Here is a 24,508-nt window from a genome sequence, read left to right on the forward strand (position 1 = left end):
CGAATTGGCGGATTTTCGCCGGTTTGGGTTGTTTTGTAGGCGAGAATCCGCCGATGACAAAGCCGTCTCGCGGCGCTCTAGCACGCCGGCTCTGGTTGTAATGCGCAGAAACATTGAGCAACTGTCGAAAGTTCTGGTCTTGGCACGCAATCTGCCATGTGTTTGTCATAAATAAGCCGCCGAGCGGCCGGCAAACAATAAGATCAAGAGACATTTTTCCGATGACTATTGCCTGTTCTTACTGCTGTCCTCACGTATTTCACGTGCCTGGCTACTTGCCCGCGCGCTCAGTGCCGTACCCCGTTTACTGACCTCACAAGCAACTTACCGACGGGCCTTTACCGGCTTTGAAGCGGCGAGTGCGTGTGTGCCTGGTAAAAGCCAGCTGTCCTTTGTCTGGCATTAAAACCTTACTACTGGAGAACAATAAATGAAGAAGACCTCCCTGGCGCTGGCCGTTACTGCGGCCTCCTTGGGTCTGGCCTTGAGTCAAACTGCCCACGCTGAGTTTTTTAAAGACAGCAAAGCCTCGATCGAGGCGCGTAACTTCTATTTCAACCGCGATTTCCGTGACGAAGGCGCCAGCCAGTCGAAGTCGGAAGAGTGGGCTCAGGGCTTCATCCTGCGTGCGGATTCGGGCTACACCGAAGGCACCGTAGGCTTTGGTGCTGATGCAATCGGCATGTTCGGCTTCAAGCTGGATTCGGGTGACGGCACAGCGGGCAGCGGCTTGCTGGTTCCGGATGGCTCGTCTGGAGGCTCGCAGGACAACTTCTCTGGCCTGGCAGTAGCCGGTAAAGCCAAGATTTCCAAGAGCGTGCTGAAGATCGGTAGCCTGCAGTACAAGAACCAGGCGATTGCTTCGAGCGATGGCCGTTTGTTGCCTCAGGTATTCAGCGGCGGTCAGTTGGTTTCTCAGGAAATCGACGGCCTGACCCTCGATGCAGCGCACATTCGCGAAGTGAACAACCGCAACTCGAATGACTACGAAGACATCACTGTCACCAACGGCAAGAGCCGTGGGATCACCGTCACGGGCGGCGCCACCACCGACTCGTTCGACTATGTTGGCGGTAAGTACGCGATCAACAAAGAACTGGCTGCCGGTTACTACTATTCCAATCTGGAAGACTTCTACAAACAGCACTCTTTCAACCTGACTCACGCCTGGGCGATTGCTGCCAATCAGAGCCTGAAGACAGATCTGCGTTATGCACACTCGACTGATGACGGACGTAGCACCATCGACAACGATGCGTACGGCATCATGTTGACCTACGGTCTCAGCGGCCACAGCTTCGGCCTGGGCTACCAGAGCATGACTGGCGACAGCGGCTTTGCCTACGTCGGCAACACTGACCCGTTCCTGGTCAACTATGTTCAGATCAGTGACTTCGCCAACAAGGACGAGAAGTCCTGGCAGGCGCGTTACGACTTCAACTTCGCCTCTGTCGGCGTGCCGGGTCTGACGTTCATGACCCGTTACCTCAACGGTGACAGCGTTGATACTGGCGTTGCCAACGCTGCCGAAGGCAAAGAGTGGGAGCGCAACACCGAGCTGATGTACATCTTCCAGGACGGCGCGCTGAAGAACCTTGGCGTGCGCTGGCGCAACGCGACTGTGCGCTCGAACTTCGCGAAAGACATCGACGAAAACCGTCTGATCGTCAGCTACACCCTGCCGTTGATGTAAGCCGGCAATCAGATGCAAAAAACCCAGCATCTGCTGGGTTTTTTGTTGCCTGCGATTTGGACGACTTAGCCGGCCGGTTGCTGCTGGGTGATGCAGTGGATGTTGCCACCGCCAAGCAGAATTTCGCGCCCTGGCACCATGACTACGCGGTGCTCGGGGAATACCCGGCTGAGGATTGCTTCGGCCTCGGCGTCCATCGGGTCGTCGAAGCGCGGGGCGATAATGCCGCCGTTCACAATCAGGAAGTTGACGTAAGAACCGGCAAGGCGGACTTCCGGGCTGCGCTCTTGCGAACCTGCCACCAGATCAACGCCTGCGCACTCTTCTTCGGTGGCGTGCAGCGGGCCGGGAATTGGCATCTTGTGCACGATCAGCTCGCGGCCTTTGGCATCCTTGGTCGCTTGCAGTACGCGCATGGCTGCCTGGCAGCGCACATAGTTGGGATTGCTCTCGTCATCCGTCCATGCCAGCAACACTTCGCCCGGACGCACGTAGCAGCAGAAGTTATCCACATGGCCATCGGTTTCATCGTTGAACAAGCCGTCCGGCAGCCAGATAACTTTATCCACAGCCAGATGCTGGCTGAGTACAGCTTCGATTTCTTCGCGGCTCAGGTGCGGGTTGCGATTGCGGTTGAGCAGGCATTCTTCGGTGGTGATCAGCGTGCCTTCACCGTCAACGTGAATCGAGCCGCCTTCAAGCACAAAACCTTCAGTGCGATAACGCTTGCTGCGCTCGATTTCGAGGATCTTGCTGGCCACCTGATCATCGCGGTTCCACGGCGAATACAGACCGCCATCGAAGCCGCCCCAGGCATTGAATGCCCAGTCGACGCCGCGCACTTCACCCTGGCCATTAGTGACGAATGTTGGGCCGGTATCGCGCACCCAGGCGTCGTCCGTGCTGATTTCGACCAGGCGGATATTGGCGTGGTCGAGGCGGGCGCGGGCGTTTTCATACTGTTCGGCCGAGACGCACACTGTTACCAGTTCGAACTCGGCAATGGCTTTGGCCACCGCGCTGAATGCGAGCTGTGCAGGTTTGCCGCCCAGGCGCCAGTTATCCGGACGTTGCGGCCAGACCATCCAGGTTTGGCTGTGGGGCGCCCACTCGGCTGGCATGTGGAAACCGTCGGCACGTGGAGTAGAAGTCAGGGTGGTCATAGCGTCACCAACACATTAAAGCGAAAAGAAATGCGCCCCGCCGCAGCGTGCGGGGCGCGAATTATTGCGCAAGTTACTCTGACGTCAGGTGGCCGTCGAGAGTCTTCAGCGGGTCATAGAGATTCGGGCGGCGGTCGCGGAACGATCCCCATGCGCTTCGGGTGTGCTCAAGTTTATCGAGATCGAAGCTGTGCACCAAAATACCTTCTTCGGTCTCGTTGAGCTCCGCAACCTTGGCGCCGAATGGGTCGGCGATAAACGATGAGCCGTAGAAGGTGATGTCATAGTCGCCTTGCTCTTCACGGCCGATGCGATTGCTCGCCACCAGTGGCATCAGGTTCGCGCCGGCATGGCCTTGCTGCACACGCTGCCAGTGATCGCGCGAGGTGATGTTGGGGTCGTGCGGCTCACTGCCGATGGCGGTCGGGTAGAACAGAATTTCGGCGCCGAGCAATGCCATGCTGCGCGCGCACTCGGGAAACCACTGGTCCCAGCAAATGCCCACACCGATTTTGGCGTAGCGGGTATCCCAGACCTTGAAGCCGGTATCGCCCGGATTGAAGTAATACTTTTCGTGGTAGCCGGGGCCGTCCGGAATATGGCTCTTGCGATACACGCCAAGGTTGCTGCCGTCGGCATCGATGATGGCAATGCTGTTGAAACGCGCCCGTCCCGAACGCTCAAAGAAGCTGATCGGCAAGACCACCTGCAACTCTTTGGCGACATTCTGAAAATGCGCAATGGCCTCATTGGTCTCGACCGTTGTGGCCAGTTGCAGATAGTCCGGGTTGGGCTTCTGGCAGAAGTACGGTGTTTCGAACAGCTCCTGAATCAGGATGATCTGCGCACCCTTGGCGGCGGCTTCACGCACCAGTTGTTCGGCTTTGGCGATATTCGCTCCGCGGTCCCAAGTACAGGCCATCTGGGTGGCGGCGACGGTTACGTTGCGTGACATGAAGCACCTCTTATTAGTTTTTGGGCAGATCGATAAGCCCCGGACAAGCCTCAGCGAAATCCGATTTTTGGCTTGGTGGAGGGAAAGTGCAGTCTTTATAGTCGATAAAAATCTGCTTTAGAAGCGATTATTATCTATTAGAAGATGTTAATTGATAAATATGCCGATAAATATCGGTTTAAATTTGATAGGCAAAATTCTTCGTGCATGGCCGAATCAGATCGGCCACAGGTCAGGAACAGGCTTTGGGACGGGCTTTAGAGCGGCTCTGGGCGCTTTGGCAGCAGTGGGGGCAGGTACAGGCTCAAATATGCGTCAAACACGCGCATACCTTCTTCTGCGAGGCGAGGGCTGATGGTGCCGTGCAGTTGCACTGAGCGTGCATACACGCGGTCGCCCAACTCCATGGCGAGGGCGAATACATCGATATCATCCGGCAAGGGCGGCAGCATGAAGTGGCGTGCAAACAGGTTGCGCATTTGCGCGCCGAGTTCGATGTCGTGCTGGCGGTCAGCCTGAGTGATTTCACTGAGGCCATGTTGCGCCAGAATCAGTTGGCGGGCGGCAGGGTCGCGGGCATAAATGGCCAGCATGCGCTGCTCGACAATCGCCGAAAGGTCGCGCCAGTCGCGCAGTTGGGTATGTTCGACAGGTTCTTGCAGGCAGGCGCGAAAGGCCGCGTGAATGTCTGCGGTGAGCGCTTCGAGCAAGGCCGGCACGCTGGCGAAGAAGTGGTACACCGAGGAAGGCGGAATGGCGGCGCGTTCGGCAACGTTGTAGATCGACAGGCTGGCAACGCCTTGTTCGGCCATCAGGTCACGGGCGACGGTAAGAATGGCAGCAATACGGGCCTGGCTGCTGGCGCGGGGTTTGCGGACAGTCGTCGTGGGGCGCGGCATGATCGGCTCTGGGCAAAAAGCCCATTGGACGTTAATCCAAGGGCTAAGGCAAGTTCAGCTGAGGGCTGATCGGCTTAGAGAATAATCGGCTTGTTGGGCAGCTCATTCGGGTTGGGCACATTCGGATCAGAAAGGTACTCGCCAAGTATTTCGTGAGCCTCGGCAATACCGGCGAGGCTGCCTTCGCGCCAATTACCCAGAGCAAACTGGCTGCACATGCGCTGGCAGATTGCATCCCAGCGGGCTTGCTCGACGTAACGTGAGACGCCGCGATCGGCGACGATTTCGATACGATGTTCAGACAACAGCAGGTAGAACAGAATGCCGCTGTTGTGTTCAGTATCCCAAACACCTTGCTGTGCAAAAATCTGTTCAGCCCGACCCCGCGAATTGACCCCGGCCAGTACCTCGGCGAAGGACAAGCGTGACTCTATGGCAAAGCGAACTTCACCAATGTGTTTCGCCTCGCCCGCGCCAATAGCATCGCCGATCTCCGTAAGCAGAGGCTTGGGGAAGCAGCGCTTGAGCTGGAACCAGCCGCCAAACACGTTACTGAATATGCGTTTGAATTCGATCATTACCAGCTTCCCGACGAACCGCCGCCTCCAAAACCACCACCGCCGCCGCTAAAGCCGCCGCCACCCCCGAAACCGCCGCCACCGCCGCCGAATCCTCCGCCACCAAAGCCGCCCCCGCGTCCGCCGCCTACAGCGACGCCGCCATACGGCAGCAGCATGATGAACGCGCCAATGGCCCCGCCAATAAGCGCTGCCGTGAGGCTGCCGAGCAGAAAGCCGATAAAGATCGAGCTGATCAGTGCACCAAAGCCCATGCGCAGGATCAGCGGGAAACCGCGGGCCAGGCCGCGCAGCACAAAGGCAATGGCCAGGCCAATGAAGCCGATGTCCAGGAAGTCCGTCGGTTGTGGCGACGATGAGGCCCGGCTGGGCGCAGGCAGTGGTTCGCCGTCGATCAGTTTGGTCAGTGCGCCAATGCCGTCGCGGATGCCGCCATAGAAATCGCCCTGCTTGAAGCGTGACTCGATGTACTCGCGCTGGATGCGTGCAGCGGCTGCGTCGGGCACGGCGCCTTCAAGGCCATAGCCGACCTCGATGCGGTCACGCCGGTCATCCTTGGCCACCAGCAGCAAAATGCCGTCGTCGGTGCCCTTGCGGCCAATCTTGTTGGCTTCGGCCACCGCCAGCGAATAGCTTTCGATGTCTTGCGGCCGGGTGCTGCTGACCATCAACACCACCAGCTGCGCGCCCTTGCGCTGTTCCAATGCGACCAGTTGGCTGTCCAGCTCGGCGATCTGCTCAGCCGTGAGGGTGCCGGTCTGGTCGGTGACATGGCGTTTGAGAATGGGTACCTCTGCTGCTTGCGCGCCGTTAAACGGCAGGCAGAGCATCAGCAGGGCAGCGCACAGCAACAGGCGCGAACGCCACGCGATAGCCGTCATCATGTTATTGCTTGGCAGGTTCGGCGTTACCGAAGTCTACGGTCGGCGCGGTGGAGATTTCTTTCTCGTTCTCGACGCTGAAATTCGGTTTCACCGAATAGCCCATCGCCATGGCCGTAAGGTTGTTGGGGAAGGTGCGGATCATGCTGTTGTACGCCTGCACCGATTGCACATAGCGGTTACGTGCCACCGTCACCCGGTTCTCAGTGCCTTCAAGCTGCGCCTGCAGGTTCTGGAACAGGCCATCAGCCTTGAGCTGCGGGTAGTTCTCGCTCACCACCATCAAGCGTGACAGCGCGCTGGAAAGCTCGCCCTGCGCGGCTTGAAACTGCTGAATTTTTTGCGGGTCGTCGAGGCTGTCGGTGTTGATCTGCATGCTGCCGACCTTGGCGCGGGCCTCGGTGACTTCGATGAAGACCTTTTCTTCATGCTGGGCGTAGCCCTTCACGGTATTGACCAGGTTGGGTACCAGATCAGCGCGGCGCTGATACTGGTTGATGACTTCCGACCACGCCGCTTTGACTGCTTCGTCCTGGCGTTGCATATCGTTGTAGCCGCAGCCAGTGAGGCTGGCGCCAAGCAACAGCAATAACAGAAAGTGGACAGTTTTCATGGGCGCTCCATTGAGGTGGGATCGTAGTCATGAGGCTCGCGCCAGCCAAAGTTGGCGCGTTGTGAGCCTCCAGCTCGCACTCAGGGTAGCGGCATTTGCGCCAGCCTGCAGACATAACGTTAGTTGGTGTCGGGCAGGCGGCAAGTGCTGGCACGGATTACGGCGCGGCGGTGAACTGGCTCCAGACCTCGTCACGCGCGGCCTTCTGCTCCGGCGATATGGTTTTCAGGGTGTAGAACCGCCGCTTGATATCCAGGCTCGGGTAAAGGTCTGGCATGGCCTGCAGCTCAGCGGTGAGGAATTCTTTGGAGTCTGCGTTGGCGTTGGGGTAGAGGGTTTCTGTGGTGATCTCGGCGGCAACTTTGGGTTGCATCATGTAATCGATAAAACGCAGCGCCAGATCCGCGCGGCTGGCCGTTTTCGGGATCACCAGGTTGTCGATGAACAGTACCGTGCCTTCGCTCGGAACCATGAACTCCACCGGCTGCCCCGCCTGTTTGGCCGCGAGTGCATCGCCGACCCAGGCCATGGCCATGCACAGATTGCCGTTTTGCAGGTCTTCGATATAGCGCTCGCTGTCTACGTAACGCACCAATGGCCGCAACGTCGCCAGCGCATCGCCGGTGCGCTTGATCCGGCTTGGCGGGCTGCGTGAGAAATCCCGGCCCTGATAATTGAGCAACAGCGATAAGGTCTCGTCGGGCGCATCAAGCACGCTGATCCCGCAATTGCTCAGGCGTGCGCTTTGCTCGGGGTCGAACAATACGCTCCAGCTCTCCGGCAGTGGCCCGCCGAATGCGGCCTGGGCTTGCTGGGTGTTGATGGCCAGGCCAACGGCGCCCCACAGATAGGGCACGGCATATTTGTTACGCGGGTCGACGGCGGCCAGTTTGCTCAGAATTTGTTTGTCGAGATGCTTGTGGTTCGGCAACTGACGCATGTCGAGCGGGAGGATGGCGCCGGTTTTTATAAGCTCGGGAATGGTGTCGTTAGACGGCACGGCAACATCGATCGACGCGCCGCTGGCCATGATCTTGGCCAATTCGTCGGCTGTGCTGAAGGTGTGATAATCGACCGCGATACCGGTATCTGCGGTGAAGTCTTCAAGGACCTGCGGGGCGATGTAGTCGTTCCAGTTGTACACCACTATCTTGTCTTCAGCGAAGGCCAGCAAGGGACTGAAGGCAAGCAATACAGCGGCGAGCTTATGGTGCATGAGTATCTTCCTTTGATCAGGTGCTTCCTCGCCAGTTGGCGTGGCAATTAATGTCAGGTCTTGGCGCGCACAGAAACGCTCCAGGCCGCGCTTGCAAGGGCGGCAAAATAATCAGTACTGGGCAGATCCTACTGGATAAAAAGACGCCGGCTCAATGGCCGGCGTCGGGTGCAGCGTCAAACTGTGTGCAAGTACCAGTTGTACTCGAGGTCTGAAATCGAGTGTTCGAATTCAGCCAGCTCACTCTCTTTACAGGCGACAAAGATGTCGATGTATTTCGGGTCGATGTACTTGGCCATGATCTCGCTGTCATCCAACTCGCGCAGGGCATCACGCAGGTTGTTCGGCAGGCTTTGCTCCAGCTGCTCGTAAGAGTTGCCTTCGATTGGCTCGCCCGGCTCGATCTTGTTGGTCAGGCCGTGGTGAATACCGGCCAGAATCGACGCCATCATCAGGTACGGGTTGGCATCGGCACCGGCGACGCGCTGCTCGATACGCACGGAGTCCGGGCTGCCAGTTGGCACGCGCACGGCTACGGTACGGTTGTCCAGCCCCCAGCTCGGCGCGTTTGGCACGTAGAACTGTGCGCCAAAACGACGGTACGAATTGACGTTCGGGCACAGGAACGCCATCGAAGCCGGCATGGTTTCGAGGATCCCGCCGATCGAGTGGCGCAGTGCATCGTTGGTGATCGGATCTTCCGAGGTGAAGATGTTCTCGCCAGTCTTCTTGTCGAGCAAGGAGATGTGCACGTGCAGACCATTACCTGCCTGACCCGGATACGGCTTGGCCATGAAGGTCGAGTCCATTTCGTGGTCGTAGGCAATGTTCTTGATCAGACGCTTTAGCAGCAAGGCGTAATCGCAGGCCTTGAGCGCATCTTTGGTGTGGTGAAGGTTGACTTCGAATTGCGCCGGAGCACTTTCCTTGACGATGGCGTCTGCTGGCAGATCCTGCTCTTTTGCAGCTTCGAGCATGTCTTGCAGGCAGTCGACGTATTCGTCGAGGTCGTCGATCAGGTAAACCTGAGTCGAGTGTGGACGCTTGCCCGAGATCGGCGAACGCGGCGGCTGCGGACGGCCGTTGACGTTCTCCTGGTCAATCAAATAGAACTCGAGTTCGAAAGCGGCGCAGATAGTCAGGCCTAGTTCGTCGAACTTCTGGATCACCTGGCGCAACACTTCACGCGGGTCGGCAAAGAATGGCGTGCCGTCCAGCTCGTGCATGGTCATCAGCAATTGCGCGGTAGGGCGCTTTTGCCAAGGCTCGTTGCACAGTGTGTCAGGGATTGGAAAACAGATACGGTCTGCGTCACCGATATCCAGACCCAGGCCGGTGCTTTCCACCGTGGAGCCGTTGATATCGAGTGCGAAAAGGGAAGCGGGAAGATTAATACCTTTCTCGTACACCTTATGAAGACTGGCGCGTTCGATGCGCTTGCCGCGCACCACACCATTCATATCTGCAATAAGAAGGTCGACGAACTGGACCTCAGGATGTTCCTTAAGGAACGCGTTCGCTTCATTAAGCTGAACGGCACGCGGGGGTACCGACATGATGCAACACCTATTTTGTTAAAAATATCAATCATGCGAATGCACGGGTGTGAGTCAATCTTAAACCCCTTCGCCTGTCAAGCTGGGCTTTTTGTGCACCCTTATGGTGCCTCGCGGCCCTTAATGGGGCGTTTTAGGCCCCTGCAGCGGTGCGCAAAGCCTTTGCCGACAGGGTGCTCAGTGGGGTGTGTTCAATTTTTTACATGCCTATTGTGAAATAAAATGAACAAGGCTAAGCTCGGCTCAAACCCAAAACAGCAAAAAATAAAGGGTGTCCCATGTCGCGCCTGCCGATAATCGGCGTAACTTCTGATACAAAGCTGATCGGTTCTCACAACTATTACGCTGCTGGTGACAAATATGTCCGCGCCGTAGTTCTGGGGGCTCAGGCTTTGCCTCTGATCATACCGTCGCTGGGTGAGCTGCTGGATCAGCCTGCCTTGCTCGACAGTATCGACGGCCTGCTATTTACCGGCTCGCCGTCCAACGTAGAACCCCATCATTATAGCGGCCCCGCCAGCGATCCCGGCACTTTGCACGATCCTGCGCGTGACAGCACCACCTTGCCTCTTCTGAAAGCCGCTATTGCCGCCGGGATTCCTGTGCTGGGCATTTGCCGCGGGTTTCAGGAAATGAATGTGGTATTTGGTGGCACACTGCATCAAAAGGTTCATGAAGTTGAAGGATTGATGGATCATCGTGAGCCGCAAGACTCACCGGTTGAACAGCAGTTCTCGCCGCGTCATGACGTCGCTGTACAGCCAGACGGTGTGCTGGCTGCCATCGGTTTACCGACACAAATCACTGTTAACTCCATTCATGGTCAGGGCGTTGAGCGTCTGGCGCCTGGCCTTCGAGTAGAAGCATTGGCGCCCGACGGATTGATCGAATCCTTCTCCGTCGAAGGTGCTACGAGTTTTGCATTAGGGGTGCAGTGGCATCCTGAGTGGCAAGTACGATCTAATCCGAATTATCTCGCCATCTTCCAGGCCTTTGGTGAGGCTTGCAGGAAGAGGGCGGGGCAACGCTGAGACGACTATTAAAGCCGTCTCTCAAACCCTGAGGTCTCTATGAGCACCAAACTAGACCAGCTATCCAGCTGGCTGAAAGAACGCAAAATCACCGAAGTTGAGTGTCTGGTCAGCGATCTTACCGGCATCGCCCGGGGCAAGATTTCGCCGACAAACAAGTTCATTGCAGAAAAAGGCATGCGCCTCCCCGAGAGTGTGCTGCTGCAGACTGTGACGGGCGACTATGTCGAAGACGACATCTATTACGACCTGCTCGACGCGGCTGACATTGATATGGTCTGCCGTCCCGACGAGAGCGCAGTGTTCCTGGTGCCTTGGGCCATTGAGCCCACCGCACAGGTGATCCACGACACGTACGACAAGCAAGGCAATCCGATTGAATTGTCGCCGCGCAATATTCTCAAGAAAGTGCTTAAGCTTTACTCCGATAAAGGCTGGCAGCCGATCATGGCGCCAGAAATGGAGTTCTACCTGACCAAGCGCAACAGCGACCCTGACTTCCCGCTGGAAGCGCCTTTGGGCCGCTCGGGTCGTCCGGAAACTGGTCGTCAGTCGTTCTCGATTGATGCGGCGAACGAATTCGACCCGCTGTTTGAAGACATGTATGACTGGTGTGAAATCCAGGGGCTGGACCTCGATACGCTGATCCACGAAGAAGGCCCGGCGCAGATGGAAATCAACTTCCGTCATGGCGAGCCGTTGCACCTGGCGGATCAGGTGTTGGTATTCAAGCGCACCATGCGTGAAGCCGCGCTCAAGCACGATGTTACCGCAACCTTCATGGCCAAGCCGATCACCGATCAGCCGGGCAGTGCAATGCACGTGCACCAGAGCATCATTGACAAGGCCACTGGCAAGAACCTCTTCTCTAATGAAGACGGTTCAATGAGTGAGCTGTTCATGCACCACATCGGTGGCCTGCAGAAGCTGATTCCTGAGCTGCTGCCGCTGTTCGCGCCTAACGTTAACTCGTTCCGTCGTTTCCTTCCGGACACCTCGGCACCGGTAAACGTTGAGTGGGGCGAAGAGAACCGCACCGTGGGCCTGCGCGTGCCGGATGCCGACCCGCAGAACCGTCGTGTAGAAAACCGTTTGGCCGGTGCTGACGCCAACCCGTATCTGGCCTTGGCGGCGAGCCTGCTGTGTGGCTACATCGGTATGGTTGAAAAAATTGAGCCAAGCGCGCCAGTTGTTGGTCGCGGCTACGAGCGCCGTAACCTGCGCCTGCCGCTGACATTGGAAGCGGCATTGGAACGCATGGAAAACTGCAAACTTGCAGAGCAGTATTTAGGCAGCAAGTTCATCAGTGGCTACGTCGCGGTAAAACGCGCCGAGCATGAGAACTTCAAGCGGGTAATCAGCTCCTGGGAGCGTGAATTCCTGCTGCTGTCTGTTTGAGGGGCGGGGTGCTGGCTGCGGCCGGCACCCATCCTGATTATTTTTTTGAGGTGGATATGACCAACCAAGTGAACAACCCGAAAACCGCTGAATGGCAGGCCATGAGCCGTGACCATCACCTGGCTCCGTTCAGCGACTTCAAACAGCTTGCTGAGGTCGGACCGCGGATTATTACCAAGGCCGAAGGCGTTTATCTGTGGGACAGCGAAGGCAGCAAGATTCTTGATGCCATGGCCGGCCTGTGGTGTGTTGCCATCGGTTATGGCCGCAAGGAACTGGCCGAAGCTGCTTATAAGCAGATGCAGGAGCTGCCGTACTACAACATGTTCTTCATGACAGCGACTCCGCCAGCGCTTGAGCTGGCGAAAGAGATTGCCGCTGTTGCGCCGGAAGGCATGAATCATGTGTTCTTCACCGGCTCCGGCTCGGAAGGTAACGACACCATGCTGCGCATGGTTCGTCATTACTGGGCGATCAAGGGCAAGCCGAACAAGAAAGTTATCATCAGCCGGGTCAATGGCTATCACGGTTCAACCGTTGCGGGCGCGAGCCTGGGCGGCATGACCTACATGCACGAGCAGGGCGACCTGCCAATCCCGGGCATCGTTCACATCCCGCAGCCATACTGGTTTGCCGAGGGCGGTGACATGACGCCGGACGAGTTCGGCATCTGGGCGGCCGAGCAACTGGAGAAGAAGATTCTCGAAGTCGGCGAAGAAAACGTCGGCGCATTCATCGCCGAGCCCATTCAAGGCGCGGGCGGCGTAATCATTCCGCCAGATACCTACTGGCCGAAGGTGCGTGAAATCCTCGCCAAGTACGAAATTCTGTTTGTAGCGGACGAAGTTATCTGCGGTTTCGGCCGTACCGGCGAATGGTTCGGCAGCGACTTCTTCGGCAACACGCCGGACATGATGACCATCGCCAAGGGCCTGACTTCCGGTTACATCCCGATGGGTGGCCTGATCGTCCGTGACGAGATTGTCGAAGTGCTTAATCAGGGCGGCGATTTCAACCACGGCTTCACCTATTCCGGGCACCCGGTTGCGGCTGCTGTTGGTTTGGAAAACCTGCGAATCCTGCGCGAAGAAAAAATTATTGAGCGGGTAAAAGCCGAGACGGCACCGTATTTGCAGAAACGTTTACGTGAGCTGGCTGATCATCCATTGGTGGGTGAAGTTCGCGGTGTTGGCATGCTCGGCGCCATTGAGTTGGTGAAGAACAAGGCAACCCGTGAGCGTTATTCAAGCGATCAGGGTGTGGGCATGATTTGCCGTACCCATTGCTTTGCCAATGGTCTGATTATGCGAGCTGTAGGCGACACGATGATTATTTCGCCACCGTTGGTTATCAGCAACGCCGAGATCGACGAACTGGTTAGCAAGGCCCGTCAGTGCTTGGATCTGACGTTGGCTGAGATAGCAGGTTAAGTACGCGGGGTTACAACACTCAATGTGTATCTGAGTGTTGTAAAAAGCCCCTCGAACTTGCAAGACTGCGCCAGTGCGTTGGCCAGGCTCACCAGGGGTGGTGCAGACAGGCTGCGCCGCCTTCTGGAATAACTTATAAAACAACAGGAGCTGTACGCATGACATTATTCGGCAAAACTCTTCTCGCACTTTCGCTGGCTGGGGCTGTAGCGGGTGCAGCGCAGGCTGAAGATAAAGTGCTGCACGTCTACAACTGGTCTGACTACATCGCTGAAGACACCCTGGACAACTTCCAGAAAGAGTCCGGCATCAAAGTTGTGTACGACGTTTTCGACAGTAACGAGACGCTGGAAGCCAAGCTGCTTTCGGGTAACTCCGGCTACGACGTCGTTGTACCTTCGAACCAGTTCTTGGCTAAACAGATCAAGGCGGGCGTATTCCAGAAGCTGGATAAATCCAAGCTGCCAAACTGGAAAAACCTCAACCCAGACCTGCTCAAGGCGCTGGAAGCCGCTGATCCGGGCAACCAGTACGCGTTCCCTTACCTGTGGGGCACTACCGGTATCGGCTATAACCCTGAGAAGGTCAAAGCCGCTCTGGGCACCGACAAAATCGACTCGTGGGAAGTGCTGTTCAATCCAGAAAGCATGCAGAAGCTGAAGTCTTGCGGCGTGTCGATGCTCGACGCTCCGGAAGAAGTTTACGCTGCAACGTTGCACTATCTGGGTCTGAACCCGATCGCGCAAAGCGTTGAAGACGTGAAAAAGGCCGAAGAGCTGCTGCTGAAAATTCGTCCGAACATCACCTACTTCCACTCGTCCAAGTACATCTCCGACCTGGCTAACGGCAACATCTGCGTGGCGTTGGGTTGGTCTGGCGACGTTTTCCAGGCTGAAGCGCGCGCTGAAGAAGCCAAGAACGGTGTACCAGTTTCCTACACCATTCCTAAAGAAGGTGCGGCTGCGTTCTTCGACATGATGGCGATTCCGGCAGATGCCAAGAATCCAGAGGAGGCTTACACCTTCCTGAACTACATCATGAAGCCTGAAGTGATCGCGCCGATCTCTGACTACGTGGCATACCCGAACGGCAACAGCGCTGCTACGCCGCTGGTATCCGAAGAAATCCGTAACAACCCTGGCATCTACCCGACTGAAGAGGCTTCCAAGAAGCTGTACACCTTCTCCGAGTTGAGCCCGAAAGTTCAGCGTGCAATGACTCGCAGCTGGACCAAGGTCAAGTCAGGTCGTTAATAGGCAATGCAGTTACTGGGCGGCGCCTGTGCGGCGCCCAGTGGTTGTCGGTTATCGAGTGCTGAGCCAGCCGTTGAGGTTTGCAATACACGCAAGCCAACGGTCCGATAAAGTAACTGTGATGGGCTAAGTCGCAGTTCTGGAGCATCCACAAAGGGTGGCGTTCGATTACCAATGATCGGCCAACAGGCCGCTGTTATGGACACCATAAATCCAAGACGAATCAAGTGCGGCCGAGCCAACCGGTACGTACAAAAGGACTTAAATATGCAGATTCCCTTCAGCAAGACGTTTACCGTAACTGCGCTGACACTCGGCCTGATCGCCGGAGCTCAAGCCGAGTCTTCTGTGCATATCTATAACTGGAGCGACTACATCGGCGAGACCACGCTGGCCGACTTCGAAAAAGCCACGGGCATCAAGCCTGGCTATGACGTTTTCGACTCCAACGAAACCCTTGAAGGCAAGCTCCTGTCGGGCAACACCGGCTACGACATTGTGGTGCCGTCGAACAACTTCCTCGGCAAGCAGATCAAGGCTGGCGCGTTCCAGAAACTTGATCGCAGTCAGCTGAGCAACTGGGACAATCTTGACCCGCGTCTGCTCAAGCAGCTGAACACCAATGACCCGGGCAACCAGTACGCAGTGCCTTATCTGTGGGGCACCAACGGCATCGGCTACAACGTGGCCAAGGTCAAGGAAGTGCTGGGCGTGGACCATATCGATTCATGGGCGGTGCTGTTCGAGCCCGAGAACATGAAGAAGCTCACCACTTGCGGCGTCTCGTTCCTCGACTCGCCGGATGAAATGATCCCGGCCGTGCTCAACTACATGGGACTCGACCCGAACAGCAAGAACCCGGACGACTACAAGAAAGCCGAAGCCAAGCTGTTGGAAGTGCGCCCGTACGTGACTTACTTCCACTCGTCCAAGTTCATCAGTGACCTGGCCAATGGCAACATCTGTGTGGCGGCTGGTTTCTCCGGTGACGTGATTCAGGCGGCTGACCGCGCTGATGAGGCTGGCAAGGGTATCGAAATCGCCTACGCCATTCCGAAAGAAGGCGCCAACCTGTGGTTCGACATGATGGCGATTCCGGCAGACGCCAAGAACGTCAAGGAAGCCCACGCATTTATCAACTACTTGCTCCAGCCGGAAGTAATCGCGCAGGTAAGTAACTACGTTGGCTACGCCAACCCGAATTTGAAATCCCGGGAGTTCATGGATAAAGAAGTCAGTGAGAATCCAGCGGTTTATCCACCGCAAGCAGTCCTGGACAGACTGTTCATTCAGGCTGAGATGCCGCGCAAGATTCAGCGCGTAATGACACGCAGCTGGACCAAGATCAAGTCGGGCAAATAATTATTAAGCGCCCCTCCTCGAAGGTGAGGGCGCGTTTTCCGGGAGTTTCGTAATGGCAGTGGCTTCAAGCACCTATAAAAAGGTACTCGAGGGAGATCAGCAACCGAAAGAAGTGCTGGTCAAGATTGATCGAGTAACCAAGAAATTTGACGAGACCATCGCTGTCGATGATGTCTCCCTGACCATCAACAAGGGCGAAATCTTCGCCCTGTTGGGTGGCTCCGGCTCGGGTAAGTCAACGCTGCTGCGTATGCTGGCCGGTTTCGAACGGCCGACTGAGGGTCGCATTTACCTCGACGGCGAAGACATCACTGATCTGCCGCCCTACGAGCGCCCGATCAACATGATGTTCCAGTCCTACGCCTTGTTCCCGCACATGACTGTGGCGGAAAACATTGCCTTCGGTCTGCGTCAGGACAAAATGCCCAAAGCCGACATTGAGGCGCGCGTCGCCGAGATGCTCAAACTGGTACAGATGTCGCAGTACGCCAAGCGAAAGCCGCATCAACTTTCAGGTGGTCAGCGTCAGCGTGTGGCACTGGCGCGCTCGCTGGCTAAAAGCCCGAAGCTGCTGTTGCTCGACGAGCCTATGGGCGCACTGGACAAAAAACTGCGTTCGCAGATGCAACTCGAACTGGTCGAAATCATCGAGCGCGTCGGCGTAACCTGCGTGATGGTGACCCACGATCAGGAAGAGGCCATGACCATGGCCCAGCGGATTGCGATCATGCACTTGGGCTGGATTGCCCAGATCGGCAGCCCGATTGATATTTATGAAACGCCAACCAGTCGCCTGGTTTGTGAATTCATCGGTAACGTCAACCTGTTTGACGGCGTGGTGGTTGATGACTCCGAAGCCTACGCGTTGATCGACAGCCCGGACCTCGAGCGCAACATTTACGTGGGCCACGGTGTGAGCACCTCGGTGCAGGACAAGACCATCACCTATGCGATTCGTCCCGAGAAACTGTTGGTTACCACCGAGCAGCCGGCCTTCGAATACAACTGGTCGCGTGGCGTTGTTCACGATATCGCCTATCTGGGCGGTCACTCGGTGTTCTACGTCCAGTTGCCAAGCGGCAAGATTGTTCAGTCCTTCGTTGCTAACGCTGAGCGACGCGGCGCACGACCTACCTGGGACGACCAGGTCTTCGTCTGGTGGGAGGACGATAGCGGGGTGGCGTTGCGCTCATGAACATTTCCCGAAGCATTAGCCGGCGAATGCCCAAAGGCCGGCATTTTGTAATAGGTGTGCCATTCCTGTGGCTCTTCCTGTTCTTCCTGCTGCCTTTCATCATTGTGATGAAAATCAGCTTTGCCGAAGCCGACGTTGCCATTCCGCCGTACACCGAGATTTACACCTGGGCTGAAGGCCAGTTGTCGATCATTCTCAACCTGGGTAACTACATCTTCCTGACCGAAGATGAGCTGTATCTGGCTGCTTATCTCGGCTCCCTGAAGATGGCGTTCTTCAGCACCCTGATCTGCCTGTTGATTGGTTATCCGATGGCCTACGCCATTGCGCGCGCCAAGCCTGAGATGCAGACAGTGTTCCTGCTGCTGATCATGATGCCGACCTGGACAGCGATTCTGATTCGCGTTTACGCCTGGATGGGAATTCTCAGCAACAACGGTCTGCTCAACAGTGCGTTGATGAGCCTGGGCTTGATCAGCGAACCGCTGCAGATCCTCAATACCAACTTCGCGGTCTACATCGGCATTGTTTATTCGTATCTGCCGTTCATGGTGCTGCCGCTCTATGCCAACCTGGTCAAGCATGATCAGAGCTTGCTTGAAGCTGCCGCAGATCTGGGCTCCAGCACGTTCAACAGCTTCTGGAAGATCACCGTGCCACTGTCGAAGAACGGCATCATTGCCGGCTGCATGCTGGTATTCATTCCGGCAGTGGGTGAGTTTGTTATTCCTGAGCTGCTTGGCGGTCCGGAAACCCTGATGATCGGTAAGATCCTCTGGCAAGAGTTCTTCAACAACCGTGACTGGCCGGTAGCTTCCGCATTGGCAGTAGTGATGCTGGCATTGCTGATCGTGCCGATCATTCTGTTCAACCGTAACCAGGCCAAAGAAATGGAGGGCCGCGCATGAAGCGTTTCAGTTTCTCCAACATGATGCTCTGGGTCGGTTTCCTGTTCATCTACCTGCCTATGCTGATTCTGGTCATCTACTCGTTCAACGGCTCGCGCCTGGTAACGGTATGGGGTGGCTGGTCGGTCAAGTGGTATGTCGGCCTGCTCGATAACCGTCAGCTGATCGGCGCGGTCCTGCGCTCGCTGGAGATCGCCTTTTACACGGCGATCTCGGCAGTGATTCTCGGCACACTGGCAGCCTTCGTGCTGACCCGCGTGACGCGCTTCAAGGGCCGCACCATGTTCGGCGGCCTGGTCACTGCACCGCTGGTTATGCCGGAGGTGATCACCGGTCTGTCGCTGCTGCTGCTTTTCGTGGCCATGGCGCAGATTCTCGGCTGGCCGCAGGAGCGCGGTATCGTGACCATCTGGATCGCGCACACCACGTTCTGTACAGCCTACGTGGCGGTGGTTGTGTCTTCACGCTTGCGTGAGCTGGACATGTCGATCGAAGAAGCGGCCATGGACCTTGGCGCCAAGCCATTGAAGGTGTTCTTTTTGATCACCATCCCTATGATCGCGCCTTCCTTGGCAGCCGGTGCCATGATGTCCTTTGCACTGTCGTTGGATGATCTGGTACTGGCCAGCTTCGTTTCCGGGCCGGGTTCAACAACCCTGCCGATGGAAGTGTTCTCGGCGGTACGTCTGGGGGTTAAGCCGGAAATCAACGCGATTGCCAGTTTGATTCTGCTGGCGGTATCGGCGGCGACATTCCTGGTTTGGATCATCTCCCGTCGCGCTGAAGAAAAACGCCGCAAGGCCGTTCAGCAAGCGATTGAAGAAGGTGCTGCAGCCACTTGGCAGCAGGATAAACCTGAAGCGAAAGCCGCTGGTTAAGGGTTTTCACACAAAAAAAACGGGCCGTTTTCACGGCCCGTTTTTTTTGCCTGCCATTCAGTCGGCAAGCAGCATTTCAGCCCGCAGTAATCAGGCGTTGCGGGTGATGTATTGCAACAGCTCGACAACTTGATCGGGCGTTTGCGCCCAAGCCATTGCAGCGCCATCCACTTCCTTCAGCGGGTGAATGATGTCTTCGCCATGCAGGGTAATGTACGGCTTGCCGAGCGCTGCGCAGTAGCCTGCATCAAATGCGGCGTTCCACTGCTTGTACTTGTCACCGAAGCGAATGATTGCCACATCGCATTGTTCGATCAGGGTCTTGCAGCGAATCGCGTTGACCTTGGCCGACTTGTGGTCGCGCCAGAACGGATTGCTTTCTGCGCCCAGCACATCTCCCGCCGCATCACTGCTGTCGTGGTCGGTCACTGCCGAGCTGAAGGTAATGTCGAGGCCCAGTTCGCGTGCGCCCTGCATGATCTGCTGGCGCCAGTCGGTGTGGATCTCGCCGGATAAAAATACGTTCAAGCTCATGATTGTCTGTTCCCTTCAGGGTCATCGTGTATTCGATGAAAACCGAACGGTTCGGGTAGGCGAGGCGTTTGGTTTTCGGACGGGCAGTCACGCTAACGGCTGGGGCGCGGGGTGTCCAGTTTTGTGCCTGATTAAAATTGACGCCGAAAAAATGGCTTCTAATATAAGTACGTACGTACCAAAATGCGCATTGGTTCACATGATGGCTATTTGACATCTATTTGATGGCTAGTACGCTGCATTTACCGACGAGATACATAAAGAAATACATTTTTCGGTCGAAATCGTTAGTCATGGCGCCTTTGTTCCCCAGTCGCCGGCAGACAGATCAAGTTCTGTCGTCTGTCTGCGCCGATGGGCAAAAAAGCCGGCGCGATAGCGTGTTCAGTTATTAATTGATTTACCCGGTAAGAACAGGTGTCAGTCCCCGTGTTGCAGGAGTGCAGCGCCGGAGCTGGCCTATAAAAACCGCCTGGTCATGCATTTATTTGCTTTCAGCTATGAGGATGATTGGATGTTCAACTCAGCACGCAAGCACTACCAAAACGAATGCGAGCGCTACAACGCGACGGTTTGTGAACTCAACGCCAAGTTGGCCGCGATCAGCACCTCAATGGCAATGATCGAATTCAGCCCAGATGGCATTGTGTTGAGTGCCAACGACAATTTTTGCGCAGTGATGGGCTACGGCGCTGATGAGGTATGCGGCAAGCATCACCGGGTATTTTGCGAGGAGTCGCAGTATCGCAGCCCTGAATACGCTCAATTCTGGCTCGATCTGGCGGCGGGCAAGCCGATCAGTGGTACCTTCATGCGGCTGGACAAGAGTGGCCGGGAAATCTGGCTCGAAGCCAGCTATATGCCGGTTAAAAACGCCCAAAGTCAGGTCACCAGTGTGATCAAAGTGGCTTCCAACATCACCGAGCGGGTTCACCGTGAGCGTGAAGGCGAAGGTTTGCTGAAAGCTATCGGTCGGTCGATGGCGGTCATCGAGTTCAGTCCGGATGGCCGGGTGATCAAGGCCAACGAGAACTTCTGCAACACCCTGCACTACAAGCCGGCCGACGTGATTGGCCAGCACCACAGCATGTTCTGCTCGCGCGAAGAGCGCGAATCCCCTGGCTACAAAGCGTTCTGGGCGGCATTGAATCGCGGGGAGTACTTCAGCGGGCGCTTCTCGCGCGTCGACAGCCATGGTCGTCAGGTATTCCTTGAGGCCTCGTATAACCCGATTTTTGATGCCAAGGGGCGGTTATACAAGGTCGTCAAATTCGCCAGTGATATCACCGAGCAAATGACCTCTCAGCAAACGGCTGCAGACACCGCCCATGCCACGTCGGTACAGACCGATGCGTGCGCCAAGAAGGGCTCGGCTGTGGTGCGCCAGACAGTTGAGGTGATCGAAGAGATTTCCAGCAATCTTAATCAGGCCGCGCGCAGTATCGATGCGGTGAACAAACAGTCCGAAGTGATCGGCAGCATCGTGCAGACTATTCGCGGGATTGCCGACCAGACCAACCTGCTGGCCCTTAACGCGGCGATCGAAGCGGCGCGGGCCGGCGAACATGGGCGCGGTTTTGCGGTGGTTGCAGACGAGGTGCGCAGTCTTGCTGCGCGCACCAGTCAGGCGACGCTGGAAATCGTAGAAGTGGTGCGGCAGAACAATGAACTCTCACGCTCAGCTGTAGAGAGCATGCAGTCCAGCCTGAGTCGCACCAGTGTAGGAGTTGAGCTGGCGAACGAGGCGGGCGAGGTGATTCTGGAAATCCAGCAAGGCTCGCAGCATGTTGTGGATGCTATCAGCCAGTTCAGCTCAAGCTTGCGCCTGCAATAAATTCAGCGCCTGAAGGCCAGCCCTTGCCGGGCTTGGCCTTCGAGACTTACTGGGCATCGGCTGCGGATTGCGCACCAGCCGTTCTTGAGTCTCCGGCAATATCAGGCGCGCTTAAGCCCTTGGTCGGCTATTTCTTCGCGGGTGAAGCGCAGTTGTGATGCATCGAGATTAAGCCGGTGGATCAGGTTGAACAGTTGCTGCTTAAGCACCTCGTCACTGATCCGCTCGGCAGCACGCATCATCGCCACAGCGGCGTCCTCGTTGTTAGAGGCAACCTGATCAAGGGTTCTGCAGATATTTCGAGTTGTGCGGCTCACGAGAGGGCTACTCCTAAAATCGAGGCTGTACTGTAGGGCGCAGATATTTCCTTTTGATTGCAGTCCGACCAATTAGATCCGTAATCAGGTACGAGATTTTGCTGTGGCCGGCGTCGTTATTGGCTGCACTCAAAAACATCCCGGGTTTCGCATTCGCTCCACCCGGGCGTCGGTAGTTGCGCATCAGTACAGTCGTTACTCGACCGGCTTTAACTTAAGGGTGCTTTCGGTGTGCGCGGCGACATCGTCTTGGCTCAGGTGCATGGGAACGTATTCACCGCGCATGTAGCGTTCGGCCTGATCGCTGAAGTGTTTATCGAATGGCACGCCACTTTGCCCAACTGGATTGATGCCGATGGCCTTGCTGGCGTCTGCCATGTCGACCAGGCGCCGGGTTGATGGGCCGTAGCTAACATCCCAGGGCGCGGGGCCGATTTTGTGGGCGTAGTTGTTCGGGGTCTCATGACCACCGGGGGCGGCAAACGGGCCGATATTGAACAGGCGATCCAGCGGCTTTTTCTGGCCCAGTGGATGGTTGTGGGTGAGGGTGTGAGTTTTACCCCACTGCCAGTCGGCAGGGATGTCGCCCAGCGTTTGCCTGAGGTGCTGCATGCTCGCCTGCCAGGCGGCCTTGATTGTGCTGGCGCGGTTTTCCACCGCATCGGTGTTGCGGTTATCCCACCAGGCCGATTGCTCGTCTGCCGTGAGTCGCGGCAGCGCGATATCCAGCGCACGGGTGGCGATCAGGTTGTTGAAGAAGGCTTCGCCGAGTTCGTCAGCCATGCCGTGGCGGGCGATTTCGTAGACCAGTTGATTGAATACAGTCGCTGCCACCGATTCGAGCGTATGGTCGCCGTCCCATTGGGCGAGCTGCTCGACCAATGCGCGTTCCTGATCATCTGCAGCGGCGGCTTTCAGGTCGTCGATAATCGGTTTCAGCAGTCGAGCGGGGTAGCCCGTTCCTGTCTCGAGTTGCAAGGCGCGGCTGTTGTTCTGATCCCATTTCACGCTGCTATCGGCCAGGTGTTGATTGATGCGCTGGCCACGGTCGGGAAGGTTGTAATAGCCCGGAATTTCTATATCTGTCGGCGATACGGTCTGAAAGTTGGCTGAGACGATGTAGCCGCGTGCAGGGTTTTCTTCTTGTGGGTTGTCACTGAACGGGTAGAAGCCGAGCTTGTCCGACTCGCTGCTGGCGCCGTCGAGAATAAAGCTCGGGTTCACCCCGGCAGGTCGGCGAGGCAGTTTGGCCGCAGCCCACCAACCGATATCGCCCGTGGCATTGGCCCAGATGACGTTAAGCCCCGGCGCTTCGATGTTTTCAACCGCGCTGCGGGCTTTGCTCAGCGTTTCTGCACGGTTGAGTTTGTAGAAACCATCGAGAATCGGGTTGTCGGTTTCGAGAAATGCCCACCACATGGCGATCGGGGTTTTGCCGACTGTGTTACCCAGCGCATCGTTGATGATCGGGCCGTGCTTCGAGCTGCGCAGCGTCAGTTGGACTGGCTCGGCGTTTTTGACTTCGATGGTTTCGCTGCGTGTTTGCAGGTCGGTCCATTCACCCTGATACCAGACCTGATTGGGGTTTTGCGGATTGACCTTCTCGGCGATCAGGTCGAGGTCGTCATTCTGGAACATGGTAATGCTCCAGGCGAAGTCCTTGTTATGGCCGAGCGATGCAACCGGGTTGAGGGCCTGATGGTGACCGTACAAGTCGAAGCCGGGATAACTCAGTTGGGCCTCGTACCAAACCGCCGGTACTGAAAAGCGAATGTGCGGATCGCCCGCCAGCAATGGCTTGCCGCTGGCAGTGCGGCTGCCCGAAACCGCCCACGCGTTGCTGCCTTCGAATTGTGGCAAACCCGCCTCAGCGAGTGCGTCATTGCTCAATTGGGCGATGCTGTTGAGATCCTGCCAGTCGCTGCTGGCCAGCGGCTGGCCCATTACCCCTTGTGGATGCCAGGCGAGGTCGAAGACCTTGAGATAATCGGCGCCGAGCTGGTCGCGCACAAAACTCAGTACCGGCTCGGTGCGAAATGCAGCGGCAAAGCTGTAGGCCATGTAGCCGGCCACGCTGATGGTGTCGGCGACGGTGAACGGGCGCTTCTCTATGCCCAGCAGGTCGAATTCCACGGGCGCTGGATGGCTGTCCTGATATTGGTTGATGCCATCCAGATAGGCTTGCAAGGCTTTGTATGAGGGCTGGCTGGTATCCATCGCCTGAGCGTAGGCATCTGCATGCTGGCGGATGCCGAGGGTGCGAAACAAGCGATCCGTTTCCACCAGTTTGTCACCCAGAACCGCGGCCAGTTCGCCGCGCGCGAGGCGGCGCATCAATTCCATCTGGAACAGCCTATCCTGCGCATGCACAAAGCCGAATGCGCGGTACATGTCGGCTTCGTTCTGGGCCTGAATATGCGGCACACCGCGCTCATCATAGGCAACGCTGACGGGGGCTTGCAGGTGAGCAAGGTCGACGCTGCCATCGCGGGTTGGTTGTTTGCTGGTGACGTACCAGGCGCCGCCAGCAGCGGCCACGCCAATGATGATGGCAAGTGCAGTCAGAGTGCGCTTCATCGCAAGTCCTTTTTATTATTGGGCGATTGGTTCTTAGCAGCCTGGCAATACACCATGACTGAAAATAACAGGTCAATCGGCTAACGGCTTATCAGCATGCTGAATGATGGCTGATGGCCTTATCAAGCATGCTGGTCTGCCTGCCTGGTAAAGGGTTCACAGTTCTTACGTCTGGTTATTGGGCGATTAACTTTTCTGCCGAGGCGTGTGGCCGGTTGGCGTCAGGTAATGCGTAAC

The 24,508-nt window shown here is 56.7% G+C and carries 20 protein-coding genes and 2 pseudogenes; 11 read left to right on the top strand and 11 right to left on the bottom strand.

Features of this window, described 5'->3' with window-relative positions; all coding sequences use genetic code 11:
• Window positions 1-430 precede the first annotated feature (430 nt).
• Window positions 431-1,693 (top strand): OprD family porin, encoded by a 1,263-nt coding sequence (locus PMYSY11_RS01110; protein WP_150548085.1) that lies wholly within the window; start codon window positions 431-433, stop codon window positions 1,691-1,693.
• Window positions 1,694-1,758: 65 nt separating this feature from the next.
• Here the strand turns inward: PMYSY11_RS01110 and aguA are convergent, their stop codons facing one another.
• The 8 genes from aguA to PMYSY11_RS01150 all read right to left on the bottom strand — a co-directional run bounded on the left by aguA (window position 1,759) and on the right by PMYSY11_RS01150 (window position 9,554).
• The gene (gene aguA / locus PMYSY11_RS01115) at window positions 1,759-2,856 is read right to left on the bottom strand and encodes an agmatine deiminase (RefSeq protein WP_150548086.1); all 1,098 of its coding nucleotides are present in this window, start codon (window positions 2,854-2,856) and stop codon (window positions 1,759-1,761) included.
• 73 nt (window positions 2,857-2,929) lie between these two features.
• Window positions 2,930-3,811 carry an N-carbamoylputrescine amidase gene (gene aguB, locus PMYSY11_RS01120; RefSeq protein WP_150548087.1) on the bottom strand — a complete coding sequence of 294 codons (882 nt, stop codon included), beginning with the start codon at window positions 3,809-3,811 and terminating at the stop codon, window positions 2,930-2,932.
• A 257-nt stretch (window positions 3,812-4,068) separates the two neighbouring features.
• On the bottom strand, window positions 4,069-4,710 hold the full coding sequence (locus tag PMYSY11_RS01125) for a TetR/AcrR family transcriptional regulator (RefSeq protein WP_069902267.1): 642 nt from the start codon (window positions 4,708-4,710) through the stop codon (window positions 4,069-4,071).
• A gap of 74 nt (window positions 4,711-4,784) precedes the next feature.
• Window positions 4,785-5,288: a TPM domain-containing protein gene (locus PMYSY11_RS01130; protein ID WP_090514316.1), complete on the bottom strand. Its 504-nt coding sequence runs from the start codon at window positions 5,286-5,288 to the stop codon at window positions 4,785-4,787.
• A complete protein-coding gene (locus tag PMYSY11_RS01135; protein WP_197737963.1) occupies window positions 5,288-6,172 on the bottom strand; it encodes a TPM domain-containing protein in 885 nt (294 codons plus the stop codon). Before PMYSY11_RS01135 ends, PMYSY11_RS01130 begins: the two co-directional genes overlap by 1 nt.
• 1 nt (window position 6,173) lies before the next feature.
• Window positions 6,174-6,782 (bottom strand): LemA family protein, encoded by a 609-nt coding sequence (locus PMYSY11_RS01140; RefSeq protein WP_069902269.1) that lies wholly within the window; start codon window positions 6,780-6,782, stop codon window positions 6,174-6,176.
• Window positions 6,783-6,939: 157 nt separating this feature from the next.
• Complete coding sequence (locus PMYSY11_RS01145; RefSeq protein WP_150548088.1) at window positions 6,940-7,998, bottom strand: extracellular solute-binding protein; 1,059 nt, start codon at window positions 7,996-7,998, stop codon at window positions 6,940-6,942.
• A 176-nt stretch (window positions 7,999-8,174) separates the two neighbouring features.
• Complete coding sequence (locus tag PMYSY11_RS01150; protein ID WP_069902271.1) at window positions 8,175-9,554, bottom strand: glutamine synthetase family protein; 1,380 nt, start codon at window positions 9,552-9,554, stop codon at window positions 8,175-8,177.
• Between the two features lie 278 nt (window positions 9,555-9,832).
• Here PMYSY11_RS01150 and PMYSY11_RS01155 point away from each other — a divergent pair, with 278 nt between their 5' ends.
• The 8 genes from PMYSY11_RS01155 to PMYSY11_RS01190 all read left to right on the top strand — a co-directional run bounded on the left by PMYSY11_RS01155 (window position 9,833) and on the right by PMYSY11_RS01190 (window position 19,009).
• Window positions 9,833-10,585, top strand: coding sequence for a gamma-glutamyl-gamma-aminobutyrate hydrolase family protein (locus PMYSY11_RS01155; protein ID WP_090514310.1), 753 nt, complete (start codon window positions 9,833-9,835; stop codon window positions 10,583-10,585).
• A gap of 39 nt (window positions 10,586-10,624) precedes the next feature.
• On the top strand, window positions 10,625-11,983 hold the full coding sequence (locus PMYSY11_RS01160) for a glutamine synthetase family protein (RefSeq protein ID WP_069902273.1): 1,359 nt from the start codon (window positions 10,625-10,627) through the stop codon (window positions 11,981-11,983).
• 56 nt (window positions 11,984-12,039) lie between these two features.
• A complete protein-coding gene (locus PMYSY11_RS01165; protein ID WP_090514490.1) occupies window positions 12,040-13,413 on the top strand; it encodes an aspartate aminotransferase family protein in 1,374 nt (457 codons plus the stop codon).
• Window positions 13,414-13,571: 158 nt separating this feature from the next.
• Window positions 13,572-14,666: a polyamine ABC transporter substrate-binding protein gene (locus tag PMYSY11_RS01170; protein ID WP_090514307.1), complete on the top strand. Its 1,095-nt coding sequence runs from the start codon at window positions 13,572-13,574 to the stop codon at window positions 14,664-14,666.
• 267 nt (window positions 14,667-14,933) lie between these two features.
• Window positions 14,934-16,028 (top strand): polyamine ABC transporter substrate-binding protein, encoded by a 1,095-nt coding sequence (locus tag PMYSY11_RS01175; protein WP_079235656.1) that lies wholly within the window; start codon window positions 14,934-14,936, stop codon window positions 16,026-16,028.
• A 52-nt stretch (window positions 16,029-16,080) separates the two neighbouring features.
• Window positions 16,081-17,223 (top strand): polyamine ABC transporter ATP-binding protein, encoded by a 1,143-nt coding sequence (gene potA, locus PMYSY11_RS01180; RefSeq protein WP_069902275.1) that lies wholly within the window; start codon window positions 16,081-16,083, stop codon window positions 17,221-17,223.
• Window positions 17,224-17,249: 26 nt separating this feature from the next.
• On the top strand, window positions 17,250-18,131 hold the full coding sequence (locus PMYSY11_RS01185) for an ABC transporter permease subunit (protein ID WP_170827809.1): 882 nt from the start codon (window positions 17,250-17,252) through the stop codon (window positions 18,129-18,131).
• A complete protein-coding gene (locus PMYSY11_RS01190; RefSeq protein ID WP_069902277.1) occupies window positions 18,128-19,009 on the top strand; it encodes an ABC transporter permease subunit in 882 nt (293 codons plus the stop codon). Before PMYSY11_RS01185 ends, PMYSY11_RS01190 begins: the two co-directional genes overlap by 4 nt.
• 90 nt (window positions 19,010-19,099) lie before the next feature.
• On the opposite strand, the gene PMYSY11_RS01195 is transcribed toward PMYSY11_RS01190, so the two are convergent.
• Entirely contained in the window at window positions 19,100-19,543 is a 444-nt protein-coding gene (locus tag PMYSY11_RS01195; protein WP_150548089.1) for a YtoQ family protein, read from the bottom strand.
• A 613-nt stretch (window positions 19,544-20,156) separates the two neighbouring features.
• On the opposite strand from PMYSY11_RS01195, the pseudogene PMYSY11_RS22040 reads away from it, so the two are divergent.
• Window positions 20,157-20,840, top strand: a pseudogene (locus PMYSY11_RS22040) (PAS domain-containing protein); the annotation flags it as partial.
• A gap of 165 nt (window positions 20,841-21,005) precedes the next feature.
• Window positions 21,006-21,377: pseudogene (locus PMYSY11_RS22045) on the top strand (methyl-accepting chemotaxis protein); the annotation flags it as partial.
• Between the two features lie 101 nt (window positions 21,378-21,478).
• Here PMYSY11_RS22045 and PMYSY11_RS01205 read toward each other — a convergent pair.
• Both PMYSY11_RS01205 and PMYSY11_RS01210 read right to left on the bottom strand, forming a co-directional pair.
• Window positions 21,479-21,694 carry a hypothetical protein gene (locus PMYSY11_RS01205; RefSeq protein WP_069902279.1) on the bottom strand — a complete coding sequence of 72 codons (216 nt, stop codon included), beginning with the start codon at window positions 21,692-21,694 and terminating at the stop codon, window positions 21,479-21,481.
• A gap of 195 nt (window positions 21,695-21,889) precedes the next feature.
• Entirely contained in the window at window positions 21,890-24,271 is a 2,382-nt protein-coding gene (locus PMYSY11_RS01210) for a penicillin acylase family protein (protein ID WP_150548091.1), read from the bottom strand.
• Window positions 24,272-24,508: the final 237 nt, after the last annotated feature.

The organism is Pseudomonas marincola, from assembly GCF_900682675.2.
In the GTDB taxonomy this organism is placed as follows: Bacteria; Pseudomonadota; Gammaproteobacteria; order Pseudomonadales; family Pseudomonadaceae; genus Aquipseudomonas; species Aquipseudomonas marincola.

Excerpts from the sequence above, each read along its gene's own strand:
- PMYSY11_RS01110 (WP_150548085.1), top strand. The coding sequence starts at position 431 with ATGAAGAAGACCTCCCTGGCGCTGGCCGTTACTGCGGCCTCCTTGGGT.
- aguA (WP_150548086.1), bottom strand. The coding sequence starts at position 2,856 with ATGACCACCCTGACTTCTACTCCACGTGCCGACGGTTTCCACATGCCA.
- aguB (WP_150548087.1), bottom strand. The coding sequence starts at position 3,811 with ATGTCACGCAACGTAACCGTCGCCGCCACCCAGATGGCCTGTACTTGG.
- PMYSY11_RS01125 (WP_069902267.1), bottom strand. The coding sequence starts at position 4,710 with ATGCCGCGCCCCACGACGACTGTCCGCAAACCCCGCGCCAGCAGCCAG.
- PMYSY11_RS01130 (WP_090514316.1), bottom strand. The coding sequence starts at position 5,288 with ATGATCGAATTCAAACGCATATTCAGTAACGTGTTTGGCGGCTGGTTC.
- PMYSY11_RS01135 (WP_197737963.1), bottom strand. The coding sequence starts at position 6,172 with ATGATGACGGCTATCGCGTGGCGTTCGCGCCTGTTGCTGTGCGCTGCC.
- PMYSY11_RS01140 (WP_069902269.1), bottom strand. The coding sequence starts at position 6,782 with ATGAAAACTGTCCACTTTCTGTTATTGCTGTTGCTTGGCGCCAGCCTC.
- PMYSY11_RS01145 (WP_150548088.1), bottom strand. The coding sequence starts at position 7,998 with ATGCACCATAAGCTCGCCGCTGTATTGCTTGCCTTCAGTCCCTTGCTG.
- PMYSY11_RS01150 (WP_069902271.1), bottom strand. The coding sequence starts at position 9,554 with ATGTCGGTACCCCCGCGTGCCGTTCAGCTTAATGAAGCGAACGCGTTC.
- PMYSY11_RS01155 (WP_090514310.1), top strand. The coding sequence starts at position 9,833 with ATGTCGCGCCTGCCGATAATCGGCGTAACTTCTGATACAAAGCTGATC.
- PMYSY11_RS01160 (WP_069902273.1), top strand. The coding sequence starts at position 10,625 with ATGAGCACCAAACTAGACCAGCTATCCAGCTGGCTGAAAGAACGCAAA.
- PMYSY11_RS01165 (WP_090514490.1), top strand. The coding sequence starts at position 12,040 with ATGACCAACCAAGTGAACAACCCGAAAACCGCTGAATGGCAGGCCATG.
- PMYSY11_RS01170 (WP_090514307.1), top strand. The coding sequence starts at position 13,572 with ATGACATTATTCGGCAAAACTCTTCTCGCACTTTCGCTGGCTGGGGCT.
- PMYSY11_RS01175 (WP_079235656.1), top strand. The coding sequence starts at position 14,934 with ATGCAGATTCCCTTCAGCAAGACGTTTACCGTAACTGCGCTGACACTC.
- potA (WP_069902275.1), top strand. The coding sequence starts at position 16,081 with ATGGCAGTGGCTTCAAGCACCTATAAAAAGGTACTCGAGGGAGATCAG.
- PMYSY11_RS01185 (WP_170827809.1), top strand. The coding sequence starts at position 17,250 with ATGCCCAAAGGCCGGCATTTTGTAATAGGTGTGCCATTCCTGTGGCTC.
- PMYSY11_RS01190 (WP_069902277.1), top strand. The coding sequence starts at position 18,128 with ATGAAGCGTTTCAGTTTCTCCAACATGATGCTCTGGGTCGGTTTCCTG.
- PMYSY11_RS01195 (WP_150548089.1), bottom strand. The coding sequence starts at position 19,543 with ATGAGCTTGAACGTATTTTTATCCGGCGAGATCCACACCGACTGGCGC.
- PMYSY11_RS01210 (WP_150548091.1), bottom strand. The coding sequence starts at position 24,271 with ATGAAGCGCACTCTGACTGCACTTGCCATCATCATTGGCGTGGCCGCT.